This is a genomic window from Nocardioides flavus (ex Wang et al. 2016) (assembly GCF_014653115.1).
Lineage (GTDB): Bacteria > Actinomycetota > Actinomycetes > Propionibacteriales > Nocardioidaceae > Nocardioides > Nocardioides flavus.
Map to the genome: position 1 here is coordinate 750,939 of NZ_BNAD01000001.1, position 11,648 is coordinate 762,586.

The following is an 11,648-nucleotide window of genomic DNA, read 5'->3' on the forward strand; positions in this document are numbered from 1 at the left end:
GGGCAACAGTTCGTCCACACCGCGCACGACAACCCGCCGAATCCGCTCCACGGCCTTGAGCCCCCGCCTACGATCCCAGTGGCGGGTGGGGAGGGCGAGTGCGCCATGGACGAGGGGCAGACCGGGGAGCGCAGGACGCGCGACCTCAGCTGGGGTGATGCACGCGCCCGCGCGCTGATGCACGCCCTCGCCCGCGACGCCGCCACCCGCGCCGGGTTCCGGGTCTGCGCCATCGAGGTCGTACGTCCCAAGGGCCTGCTGGAGTTCGTCGCAATCTACGGTGACGCGACGAGCGCCGAGGAGCGTCTCGGCACCGCGTCGCGGCTGGCCGACATGCAGATGGTCTTCGCCGCCGGCGAGCCGTTCGGGTTGTTCATCTGGGTCCCGGAGGAGAACTTCTCCGAGGAGCTGCGCGACCAGATGGAGGGCGTGATCGTCGTCCCCGACATCCCGGTCACCGGCGAGGACGGCGACTGGCACCCCATGGACATGCTCGTGGCCAGGATCCTCGACGAGCGCGGCGACCTCCGCGCCCTGCTCTACCTCGACGTGCCGGTCGACTCGCGCCGTCCCGACAAGGAGCGGCTGCTCGAGATCTCCGACGAGCTGGCGATGACCCTCAACTCCGTGCTGACCGCGATCGAGCGCGAGGAGTACGCCGACCACATGCGCGTCATCCGCGCCACCCGGCGGCTGGCACGCTCCGACCCGGCTCGCCACGACGTCGCCCACCTGCTGCGCGAGGCCCGCTCCACCCTGCTCGGGGCGCTGTCGGTCGACGAGCTCGAGATCCGCGTGTTCATCGACGACGCCACCGACGGTCCCGACAGCCTCGGCCTCGACGCGGCACCCGAGGTGCGCCACGCGCTCGACGAGGCAGCCGCGCGCGCCTGGGACGGGCAGCACGTGCTCGTCATCGAGCCGGAGAACGTCTGGGGCGACGGCGAGCTGGCGGCGTACGCGCCGTGGTTCACCGACGCGCTCCGCGCGGCCGGCTTCGAGGCGGTCGTCGTGGCGCCGGTCGGCGTCGACGACGAGGTGCTCGGCATGCTGATGTGCGCGCGGCGCACCGGGTCACGCCGCTGGACCGACGGCGAGGGGGTCGCGGCGCTCGAGCTCGGCCACGACCTCGGCCGGGCGATCGCCAACGCTCACGCCACCCAGCGCGAGCGGCGACTGCTCGGGGAGCTGCGCGAGCTCGAGGAGGCGCGGCACCGCTTCCTGCGCGAGCTGACCCACGAGATCAACAACCCGATGACCGTGATCGCCGCCAACGCCGAGTTCCTCGCGGCGAGCGAGTTCATCGACGAGCGCGACCTCAAACGTGCCCAGGCCATCCTGCGCGGCACCGAGCGCCTCGGCGACCTGCTCCAGGGCCTCGCGATGCTCTCGCGCGTCAGCGACCCGCAGCACCCGCCGTCGATGCAGCACACCGACCTCGTCCCGATCGTGGAGGAGACCCTCTCGGCGATGACGGCCGTCGCCGAGCGCGTCGGCGTCACGCTGCACCTGGTCGGCGACCTCGACGAGGCCGTGGTCCTCGGCGACCCGCGCGAGATCGCCAGCGCGGTCAGCAACCTCGTCGACAACGCCGTGAAGTACTCCGACCCCGGCGACGAGATCTGGATCGGCATCGAGCGACGGGCCGACGGCGGCCTGAGCTTCACCTGCCGCGACGAGGGCATCGGGATCTCCCCCTCCGACCAGGCCAACCTCTTCTCGCCGCTCTTCCGCTCCACCAACGAGGAGGCCCTGATGCGCCCGGGCACCGGGCTCGGCCTCGGCATCGTGCGGGAGATCATGCACCGCCACGGCGGCACGGTGCAGGTGGAGTCCACCCTCGGCCGGGGCACCTGCGTGCGCCTGCACTTCCGTCCCCTCCACGGGTCCTGAGCCCGGTCAGGGCCGGATGACGTCCTCGGCGGGCGGGGCCTCGACCTCGACCTCGACATCGAACTCCGAGAACGAGATGGTCCCGCCGTCGCGGGTCGAGGTCGACTCCATCCTCACCACGTGGTGCGGCGCCTCGCTCAGCACCCAGGTCCTCTCCTCGTGGGCGCCGCCGGGGGAGGCGCTGAGCTCCACGGCCTTCCGGCCGTCGAGGGAGGTCTCCTCCACCACGGTCGCCGGGACCGGACCGTCGACGACGGCGTCCTCCGTACGGCCCTTGCCCGAGGCGTTCTTGCCGTTGCGGCGCTGACCGAAGTCGACGACCTCGAACTCGGCGAGCAGCGCGTCGAAGTCGCACAGGCGCGTCACGGTCCGGTCGTCGAGCTGGAGCCACGACCGACTGAGGCGGTCGAGCACCTGCCGCGGCACGGAGCCGCCGCCGAGGCGGTTGAAGGCACCCGGCTCGCCCTTGAGCCACGCCCGGTCGCCGATGCGTCGGATGTCGATGTGGCTGCCGCCGACCCTCAGGGTGCCCTTGCACCGGTCCTCGCGGTCCATTCTGAGGTCGACGAAGTACTGCTCGCCGCCTTCACGCACCTGGCCGGTCACCCGCAGGCTCGTCACCTCGCGCATCGTCTCGCTGGCGGCCGCGACGATGGCGTCGCCGTCCTGCTGGGCGAAGTCGCTGGTGGTGAAGTCCTCGTACACGCTGCACCCGGTGACCACCGTCAGCGCCGCAGCCGCCGCAACCGATCGGATCGTGCGCATGGGTCCCCTTCGTCGTGAGCCGCTCGATCTCATCACGGAGCGCCGCGCGTCGCAGGCGATCGGCGCAAGTCAGCCGAGCAGCTCCTCGACCCACGCCGGCACGAGCCGGCTGGCCGGGCCGCGGCGCGACTCGGCGAAGTCACCGGCCCCCGTGCTCGGCTCGAGGTTGAGCTCGAGGGTGTCGCGCCTGACCCAGTGCACGAACGCCGCGGCGGGGTAGACCGTGCCCGAGGTGCCGATCGAGACGAACAGGTCGCACTCCCACAGCGCCTGCTCGACGAGGTCCATGCCATGGGGGATCTCGCCGAACCACACGACGTCGGGGCGCAGTGCCGACGACCCGCAGCCGGGGCAGGCCGGCCGGTGTGCGAGCGGTCCCTCCCACTCGTGCCGGGAGTCGCAGGCGGTGCACCACGCCGACCGCAGCCGCCCGTGGATGTGGTGGACGCGTCGCGAGCCGGCTCGCTCGTGGAGGTCGTCGACGTTCTGGGTGACCACGAGCAGGTCGTCGCCGAGCTCCTCCTCGAGGCGTACGAGCGCGTGGTGGGCGGCGTTGGGTCGCACCCGCGGGAGCGCGGCCCGCCGTGCGTCGTAGAACCGCTGCACCAGGTCCGGGTCGTGCGCGAAGGCCTCGGGGGTCGCGACCTGCATCGGGTCGTGGCCCTCCCAGAGCCCGCCGGAGTCGCGGAACGTGGTGAGCCCGCTCTCGGCGGAGATGCCGGCGCCGGTGAGCACGACGACCTTCTGGTGGCGGCGCATGCAGCAGTCCTACCACCCGCCACCCATAGGGGTGCGGGCGCATGGAGGTGGTGTCGCGACTGCGGTAGACATGTCGGCCATGACGGACTTGGGAGGGACGTCGGACGCCGTGGCGTTCGTCGGCGACTGGAGCGGCCAGCTGGTGGCGACCTCGGTGCACGCCGGGCACGAGCTGCGCCCGGAGATCGCCGAGGCGATGGTGCTCGACGAGGCCGAGCGGTTCCGCGAGGAGGACCCGTTCACCGACCGGCTCGCCGCCGTGGTCCCCGACCACGTCGTGACCCGCCGCTCGCGCTTCGAGGCCGACCTCAACCGGCCCCGTCGCGAGGCGGTCTACCGCACGCCCGACGACTGCTGGGGCCTGGAGGTCTGGCGCGGGGGCGAGCTGTCGGACGAGCTCTTCGAGGGCAGCCTCGCGACGTACGACGCCTTCTACGACGCGCTGGCCCCTCGGCTCGACGCCGTGGCCGAGCGCGGGCCGTTCGTGCTGCTCGACGTGCACTCCTACAACCACCGCCGAGACGGCGCCGACGCGCCGCCGGCCCCGGCCGAGGAGAACCCCGAGGTCAACGTCGGCACCGGCAGCCTCGACCACGACCTGTTCGGCCCGCTCGTCGAACGGTTCATGGGCGACCTGCGTGACGCCTCGCTGGGGTGCGGCCCGCTCGACGCCCGGGAGAACGTCGCCTTCGAGGGACGCAACCTGGCCTGGTGGGTGCACGACCGCTATCCGCGCGTGGGGTGCGTGCTGGCGCTGGAGTTCAAGAAGACGTTCATGGACGAGTGGAGCGGGGAGCTGCACCCCGACCGGCTCCGCAGCGCCCAGCTGGGACTCGAGGCGGCGCTGCCGGGCCTGCACGAGGAGCTCGGGCGGCTGTGAGCGGCGCCGCGGCGCAGGAAGGTCCGGCGCTCAGCGCCGCGGACCTCGCCGTCGACCACCGGCTGTCGCTGCTGGCGCAGAGCTTCCGCTTCCTGCTCGACATCACGCCCGTCGACGCCGACGACCTGCGCGAGGACTTCCTCGAGGGCCGTGAGCCCGACCCGCCGTTTACCTACCGCGAGCTCGAGACCGACCCGGCGGTCGTGCGCGCCGAGCTCGACGACATCGACCCCGGCGAGGTCGAGGACCCGGTGCTCGGCCAGCTCCTGCGCGCCAAGCACCGCGAGATGGAGCTCCAGCTCGACATGCTGGAGGCCCGCGACACCGAGGACTTCCTGCCGCTGAGCGTGGAGCTGTACGGCGGGGTCTCCCCCTCGCTGCGCCGCCAGGCCGAGGGACTGCTCGCCACGATCACCCGCACCGAGCCCGGCGCGGAGGCGCTCGACGCCGAGGAGTTCCTGGCCCTCGCGCTGGAGGAGATCGCGCGCTACCGCGAGGAGGACCCCGACCTCGACATGCACGCCGAGATCCGCAGCGACGTCAACGGGGTCATGGTCTCCGGCGACGTCCTGCTCATCGGGCCGGAGACCAAGGTCCAGCGCACGCGCGCCGAGGCGCTGCTGCACCACGAGGTCGGCACCCACCTGGTCACGCAGGCCAACGGCACCCACCAGCCGATCAAGGTGCTCGGCGTCGGGCTGGCCGGCTACGACGAGACCCAGGAGGGCCTGGCCGTCCTCGCCGAGATCGCCTGCGGCGGGCTCACCGCGTTCCGGCTGCGCCAGCTGGCCGGGCGCGTGGTCACCGTCCACCGGATGGTCGCCGGCGCCACGTTCGCCGAGGCGCACGAGGCGCTCGTCGCCGACGACTTCCCCAGCCGCAGCGCGTGGACCACCGTCATGCGCGTCTACCGCTCGGGCGGGATGACCAAGGACGCGATCTACCTGCGCGGGCTCGTCGAGCTGCTCGAGCACCTGGGCTCCGGCGGCGCGCTCGACCAGCTCTGGCTGGGCAAGTTCTCGCTGCGCGACCTGCCGCTCATCGGCGACCTGGAGGAGCGCGGGCTGCTGCGTCCGGCCCGCGTGCTGCCCCGCTACCTGCACGACCCGGCCGCCCACGACAACCTCGCCCGGGCGGCCGGCACCGACGACCTCAGCACACTCCTGGAGGGACACGCATGAAGATCGGATTCGTCGTCAACGACATCGAGACGGAGAAGGCGGAGTACACCACCAACCGCCTCGCCCTGGCCGCCAAGGAGATGGGGCACGAGGCCTGGTACATGGGCATCGGCGACTTCGCCTACGAGCCCGACGGGTCGCTGAGCACCAAGGCCCGCGCCGGCCAGGCCAAGACCTACCGCTCGCTCGAGCGCCACATGTCCGACGTCAAGCGTCCCGACGTCGAGCAGCTCATCGGCATGGACGAGTTCGACGTGGTGATGCTGCGCAACGACCCGGCCGACGACGCCGAGACCGACCCGTGGCGCAACAACGCCGGCGTCGCGTTCGGCCAGCTCATCGCCTCCAGCGGCGTCCTCGTGGTCAACGACCCGACGAGCCTGGCCAACGCGCTGTCGAAGGCCTACTTCCAGCACTTCCCCGAGATCGTCCGTCCCCGCACGCTCATCTCGCGCGACGAGGACATGATCGAGGAGTTCATCTCCGAGCTCGGCGGCAAGGCCGTGCTCAAGCCCCTGCAGGGGTCGGGCGGCGCGGGCGTCTTCCTCGTCGACCGCAAGGAGGCACCCAACCTCAAGCAGATCATCGAGGCGATCTCGCGCGACGGCTACGTCGTGGCCCAGGAGTACCTCCCGGAGGCGGCCAAGGGCGACGTGCGGATGTTCGTGATGAACGGCGAGCCGCTGATGGTCGACGGGGCGTACGCCGCCTTCCGGCGCACGCCGTCGACCAAGGACATCCGCTCCAACATGTCGGCCGGCGGCAAGGCCGAGAAGGTCAAGGTCACCGACGAGATGCTGGAGATGGTCGAGGTCGTGCGGCCCAAGCTCGTGGCCGACGGCATGTTCCTGGTGGGCCTCGACATCGTCGGCGACAAGCTGATGGAGATCAACGTCTTCAGCCCCGGCGGCCTCGGCAGCGCCCAGGCGCTCTACGAGGTCAACTTCGCGCCCGCGATCATCGCCGAGCTCGAGCGCAAGGTGAACATCCGCAAGCACTACCCGGAGATCGACAACACGAGCCTCGCGACGAGCTGAGGCCGGGCCCGCCCGCTACGCGACGCCGGCAGCCGCGCGGCGGGCGTACGCCCACCCCGGTCGCCGGAGGAGGAACGACCACCGGTCGTGCCACGTCTCCGCAGCAGCCACGTCGGCGGCGATGTCGGCCCACTCGTGGGTCGCGATGCGCGCCGGGTTGAAGGAGTCGATGTTGGCCGTCAGGCCGTAGACCACCGGCTCGCCCTCCTCCTCGAAGGTGCCGAAGAGGCGGTCCCAGAGGATGAGGATGCTGCCGTGGTTGCGGTCGAGGTAGTCGCGGTTGGAGCCGTGGTGCACCCGGTGGTGGGAGGGCGTGTTGAAGACCTTCTCCACCCAGCCGAGCCGCTGGATCGCCTCGGTGTGGATCCAGAACTGGTAGATCAGGTTGATGCCGCGGGCCTGCTCGATGAGCGCGGGGCGTACGCCGGCCAGCGCGAGCAGGCCGTACGGCACGGACAGCGTGACGCCCTCGGCGACCGGCTGGCGCAGCGCGGTCGAGAGGTTGTAGCGCTCGCTGGAGTGGTGGACGACGTGCACCGCCCACAGCCAGCGGCTCTCGTGGCTGAGCCGGTGGTTCCAGTAGTAGACGAAGTCCCAGCCGAGCACGGCGACGAGTGCCGCCCACGGGCCGGTGCCGAGGTCGAGCGGCGAACGCGCGAACAGCCGCTTGCCCGACGTCATGGCAGCCCACGTCGTCGAGGTGACCAGCGCGGTGGAGGCGACCGCGCTGACCGCGAGCCCGCCGTGGGCCCGGCGCAGCGCCGGCGGTGTGCGGTCGGCGGTCCGCACGGCGGGCGCCTGCCGGATCCCGGCCAGCTCCTCCTGCACCTCGCGCACCTCGGCCGGCACCGTCCGGGGGTCGGGCAGCCGGCCGTCGCGCAGCCGTCGGCGTACGACGTCACCGACCGTGGTGAGCACCGCGGCCGCCGCGCCCACCGCCAGCAGGGTGCGCCCGTGCCGCCCGACGCCCGGGGTGACGGGGTCGAGCAGGCGGCGCGCGACGTACGGCGCGGCGAGGCTGCCGAGGCCCATGCTGAGGCTCGCGACCGTGTCGGCGAGCTGGTAGTCGCCGGCACGGGTGCCGGGCTCCACCGGGTGCGCGCGCTGCCAGGCGTACTCCGCGGCCATGGCGCCGATGAACGCGGGGATCGCCGCGACCGTGAGGTCGACCTTCACGCGCGCCATTGTGCAGGCTCAGTAGTACCAGGGGTAGGGCGACCAGTCCGGCTCGCGCTTCTCGAGGAACTGGTCGCGTCCCTCCTGCGCCTCGTCGGTCATGTAGGCCAGGCGGGTGGTCTCGCCGGCGAAGAGCTGCTGGCCGACCAGGCCGTCGTCGAGGAGGTTGAAGGAGTACTTCAGCATCCGCTGGGCGGTGGGCGACTTGCCGTTGATCTTGCGGCCCCACTCCAGCGCCTCGCGCTCGAGGTCGGCGTGGTCGACGACGCGGTTGACCGCACCCATGCGGTGCATGGTCTCGGCGTCGTACTCGTCGCCGAGGAAGAAGATCTCCCGGGCGAACTTCTGCCCCACCTGCCGGGCGAGGTAGGCCGAGCCGTAGCCGCCGTCGAAGGAGCCGACGTCGGCGTCGGTCTGCTTGAAGCGCGCGTGCTCGCGGCTGGCGAGCGTCAGGTCGGCGACGACGTGCAGGCTGTGCCCGCCGCCCGCGGCCCAGCCGGGCACGACGCAGATGACGACCTTCGGCATGAAGCGGATCAGCCGCTGGCACTCGAGGATGTGGAGGCGGGCGAGCCTGGCCTTGTCGATCGGGTTGGGCTCGGCTCCGGCGTCGTCGTGGCCGGGAGTCTCGTACTGGTAGCCCGCGCGTCCGCGGATGCGCTGGTCGCCGCCGGTGCAGAAGGCCCACTTGCCGTTCTTCGCGCTCGGCCCGTTGCCGGTGAGGATCACGCAGCCCACGTCGGCGGACGTGCGCGCGTGCTCCAGCGTGCGCAGCAGCTCGTCGACGGTGTGCGGCCGGAAGGCGTTGAGGACGTCGGGGCGGTCGAAGGCGATGCGTACGGTGCCGTGCGCCCGCGCGCGGTGGTAGGTCAGGTCGGTGAGGTCCTCGAAGCCGGGCACGACGTCCCAGGCCTCGGGGTCGAAGATCTCGCTGACGCCCTCGATCGCACTCATGTGCGCGAGGTTATCGGGCAGCTCGTCCCCGCCCCTGCGGGGTAGTCCAGTGAGCTCCTGCTGCTGGGGCTGGGTAGTCCAGTGAGCTCCTGTCGTCCTGAGGGCGGAAGTGCAGCATCTCGCCACTGGACTACCGCGGAAGATCGCCGCGGCCCGCGGTGTTGTGCCGGGCATGGCACTGACTGGAACGTACGTACCGAGCACGTCCGACTGGGTCCGCAACCAGGTCGAGGAGTACGAGGCGACCGCCGGCGCACGGGCCAACACCCTGCCGGACACCGACTACCCGATCGTGGTGATCACCTCGGTCGGCGCGAAGTCGGGCCACCTGCGCAAGAACCCGGTGATGCGGGTCGAGCGCGACGGCGCCTACCTCGCGGTGGCCTCGAAGGGTGGCGCCCCGGACAACCCGGAGTGGTTCCACAACTTCCTCGCCCACCCCGAGGTCGAGCTGCAGGACGGTGCGGAGAAGCACGTCTACACCGCGCGCATCCTCGAGGGGGAGGAGCGGGCGGACTGGTGGCAGCACGCCGTCGCGACCTGGCCGACGTACGCCTCCTACCAGGAGAAGACCGACCGCGAGATCCCGCTGTTCCTGCTCGAGCGCGCCTGAGTCAGACCGGCTCATCCGGGGTGTGCTCGACCTCGTCGACGACCGCCTCGTCGTCGAGGTCCTCGTCGTGCACGACGGTCTCCTCGTCGGGGTCCGCATGGGCCGGCGCCTCCGGCTCGAACGGGTCCTCCGGCTGCGTGGCGTCCTCGGGGAACGTCGCGTCCTCGCTCATGGCCGTGTCCTCTCGTCGGGTGCTGCCGTTCGTACCCCCATCCGACCGCGTCATGCGGCCGGGCGCAACGGCTCGTCGCCCTTCCCGTCGGCGGGCGGTGGCTCCACAATGACGCGGTGACGACGACGCTGCCGACCCGGTCGGCCTTCGACGAGCCCCTCGAGGCTCCACCTGCGCGGTGGGTGGGCTCGCTGGTGATGCTCAACCTCGGCCTCATGGCCGGCTGGTTCGGGCCGATCCAGGTGCTGCTCGCGCAGCAGGCCGCCCGCATCGCCGCCGAGGAGCCCGGCGGGATGAGCAAGGAGGCGCTCCTGGCGGTGGTGCTCTTCTCCGGCGCCGCGGTCTCGATGGTCGCCAACCCCGTCTGGGGCGCGTTCAGCGACCGCACCCGCTCGCGGCTGGGCAGGCGGGTGCCGTGGATCCTGGGGGGCGTGGTGCTGGGCGCCGCGTCACTCCTGCTGCTGTCGGTGGCCGAGGGCGCGCTGTGGATGGTGCTCGCGTGGAGCCTGGTCCAGCTCTCCCTCAACGCCGCGTGGGCCGGTGCCGTGGCCGCTGTGCCCGACCAGGTGCCCGTCGAGCGGCGCGGGCTGATGGGTGGGATGGTCGCGATCGCCGGCACCGTCGGGGTGCTGCTCGGCATCAAGATCGCCGAGGTCACCGGGTCGATCGCCCAGGGCTACCTCGTCATCGCGGTCGTGATGTTGCTGCTGTCGGTGCCCTACCTCGTCGGCTCGCGCGACATCGCCCTGCCGCGCGACCACGAGGTCACGCCGCTGGACTGGAAGCAGCTGGTCCGGTCGTTCTGGGTCTCGCCGCGCCAGCACCCCGACTTCGCGTGGGCGTGGATCACGCGGCTGCTGGTGAACCTCGGCAACTGGATCGCGCTCAACTACCTCTACTACTTCCTCACCGACGGCCTCGGCTACGGCGACGACGACGCCACGGCACGGCTCGGCCTGCTGGTGCTGATCTACGGCGGCTGCACGGTGGCGACCACGGTCGTCGTCGGCCACTGGAGCGACCGGATCGGGCGGCGCAAGGTCTTCGTGATCTGGTCCGGGGTGCTGGTCGGGGCGAGCTCGCTGATCCTGGGCCTCTGGCAGGCCTGGCCCGGCGCGCTCGTCGCGGCCGTCGTGCTGGGAGCCGGGTTCGGCGTCTACCAGGCGGTCGACTTCGCGCTGATCACCCAGGTCCTGCCGGGCGCCGGGGACCGGGCCAAGGACCTCGGCGTCATCAACATCGCCGCCGCGCTGCCGCAGGTCCTCGCCCCGGCGATCGCGGGACTCATCCTCGTCGCGGTCCGCGAGCTCGGTGGGTCGGTGGCGACGTACGGCGAGTCCTGGTCCCTGGGCTACGGCGTGGTCTACGGGGTCGGGTTCGCGCTCTGCGTGCTCGGCTCGGTGTTCGTCACGCGGATCCGCTCGGTGGCCTGAGCTCGCCCCCTGCTCGGTAGCGGTGAGTGACGCAGGTTCTGGGCGTCGAGAAGGTGTCTCACGCACCGCCCGCACGCCGGCGACTCGCCGCGAGGTGTGTGACGCAGGTTCTGGGCACGGAGAAGCTGTCTCACGCACCGCCCGCCCGAGCGCCCGACGACCTCAGGCGCGGCTGATCGTGATCGCCAGCCCGAGGAGGTGCTCGAGGCGGGCGAGCTCGGAGTCGAGGAAGTCGGGTCCGCCGCGACGACCCATCAGCACGACGTCGTCCCCGAAGGGAGCGGCGCACTCGACGTAGACCTCGTCGCCGGGCAGCCGGGTCGGTGCCGGCACCGCCTCGATGTCGTACGCCGACGGCGCGGCGTCGGTCGCGTGCACGACCCGTGCGCCGTCCGGCCCCGGCGTGACCCGCGCGGCCCAGTCGACGCGGAAGGCGATCGGCAGCAGCTCGACGAGCCGGTCCCGCGCGGTCGCCGGGTCCTCGGTGAGCGCCTCGACGACCTCGAGGTCGAGGAAGAGGTTGCCGCCGGCGGCGTAGCGGCTGATCCACTGCACGCTCACCCCGTCGAGCACCGAGCAGGCGGAGATGATCGAGTCGGGCATGGTGCCGGCCGGGATCTCGAGCAGGACGTCGTCGACGGCGAACCCGTCGCGCTTCTCGACGATCTCGATCGCCTCGATGTCACCGCCGGCCTCACCGATCGCGCTCGCGACGCGGCCCAGCGACCCCGGGACATCGGGGAGCTCGACACGCATCAGGTAGGGCATGCCACGAGGTTATCGGT

12 protein-coding genes are annotated in these 11,648 nt (G+C 71.8%); 6 read left to right on the forward strand and 6 right to left on the reverse strand.

The window, feature by feature from the left end:
* The first annotated feature begins 105 nt into the window (after positions 1-105).
* Positions 106-1,893, forward strand: a complete 1,788-nt coding sequence (locus IE200_RS03670) for a sensor histidine kinase (protein ID WP_191277963.1) — start codon at positions 106-108, stop codon at positions 1,891-1,893.
* 6 nt (positions 1,894-1,899) lie between these two features.
* Here the strand turns inward: IE200_RS03670 and IE200_RS03675 are convergent, their stop codons facing one another.
* Entirely contained in the window at positions 1,900-2,658 is a 759-nt protein-coding gene (locus IE200_RS03675) for a LolA-like protein (protein ID WP_191277964.1), read from the reverse strand.
* 69 nt (positions 2,659-2,727) lie between these two features.
* On the reverse strand, positions 2,728-3,417 hold the full coding sequence (locus IE200_RS03680) for an NAD-dependent deacylase (RefSeq protein WP_191277965.1): 690 nt from the start codon (positions 3,415-3,417) through the stop codon (positions 2,728-2,730).
* 79 nt (positions 3,418-3,496) lie between these two features.
* Between IE200_RS03680 and IE200_RS03685 the strand changes: the two genes are divergently transcribed.
* From IE200_RS03685 to IE200_RS03695, 3 genes are read left to right on the forward strand one after another with little or no spacing between them, the layout of a single operon-like run.
* Positions 3,497-4,297 carry an N-formylglutamate amidohydrolase gene (locus tag IE200_RS03685; protein WP_191277966.1) on the forward strand — a complete coding sequence of 267 codons (801 nt, stop codon included), beginning with the start codon at positions 3,497-3,499 and terminating at the stop codon, positions 4,295-4,297.
* Complete coding sequence (locus IE200_RS03690; protein WP_191277967.1) at positions 4,294-5,478, forward strand: flavohemoglobin expression-modulating QEGLA motif protein; 1,185 nt, start codon at positions 4,294-4,296, stop codon at positions 5,476-5,478. Before IE200_RS03685 ends, IE200_RS03690 begins: the two co-directional genes overlap by 4 nt.
* On the forward strand, positions 5,475-6,515 hold the full coding sequence (locus IE200_RS03695; protein WP_191277968.1) for a glutathione synthetase: 1,041 nt from the start codon (positions 5,475-5,477) through the stop codon (positions 6,513-6,515). Before IE200_RS03690 ends, IE200_RS03695 begins: the two co-directional genes overlap by 4 nt.
* A gap of 15 nt (positions 6,516-6,530) precedes the next feature.
* Here IE200_RS03695 and IE200_RS03700 read toward each other — a convergent pair whose 3' ends face one another.
* Together IE200_RS03700 and IE200_RS03705 are read right to left on the reverse strand one after the other, a co-directional pair.
* On the reverse strand, positions 6,531-7,691 hold the full coding sequence (locus IE200_RS03700) for a sterol desaturase family protein (RefSeq protein ID WP_229856053.1): 1,161 nt from the start codon (positions 7,689-7,691) through the stop codon (positions 6,531-6,533).
* A gap of 18 nt (positions 7,692-7,709) precedes the next feature.
* Positions 7,710-8,645: a 1,4-dihydroxy-2-naphthoyl-CoA synthase gene (locus IE200_RS03705; RefSeq protein WP_191277970.1), complete on the reverse strand. Its 936-nt coding sequence runs from the start codon at positions 8,643-8,645 to the stop codon at positions 7,710-7,712.
* A gap of 172 nt (positions 8,646-8,817) precedes the next feature.
* On the opposite strand from IE200_RS03705, the gene IE200_RS03710 reads away from it, so the two are divergent.
* Positions 8,818-9,258 (forward strand): nitroreductase family deazaflavin-dependent oxidoreductase, encoded by a 441-nt coding sequence (locus IE200_RS03710; protein WP_191277971.1) that lies wholly within the window; start codon positions 8,818-8,820, stop codon positions 9,256-9,258.
* Position 9,259: 1 nt separating this feature from the next.
* Here IE200_RS03710 and IE200_RS03715 read toward each other — a convergent pair whose 3' ends face one another.
* Positions 9,260-9,430 carry a hypothetical protein gene (locus IE200_RS03715; RefSeq protein ID WP_191277972.1) on the reverse strand — a complete coding sequence of 57 codons (171 nt, stop codon included), beginning with the start codon at positions 9,428-9,430 and terminating at the stop codon, positions 9,260-9,262.
* A gap of 116 nt (positions 9,431-9,546) precedes the next feature.
* On the opposite strand from IE200_RS03715, the gene IE200_RS03720 reads away from it, so the two are divergent.
* A complete protein-coding gene (locus IE200_RS03720; protein ID WP_191277973.1) occupies positions 9,547-10,863 on the forward strand; it encodes an MFS transporter in 1,317 nt (438 codons plus the stop codon).
* 162 nt (positions 10,864-11,025) lie between these two features.
* Here the strand turns inward: IE200_RS03720 and IE200_RS03725 are convergent, their stop codons facing one another.
* The gene (locus tag IE200_RS03725; RefSeq protein ID WP_407940957.1) at positions 11,026-11,622 is read right to left on the reverse strand and encodes an ACT domain-containing protein; all 597 of its coding nucleotides are present in this window, start codon (positions 11,620-11,622) and stop codon (positions 11,026-11,028) included.
* Between the last annotated feature and the right edge of the window lie 26 nt (positions 11,623-11,648).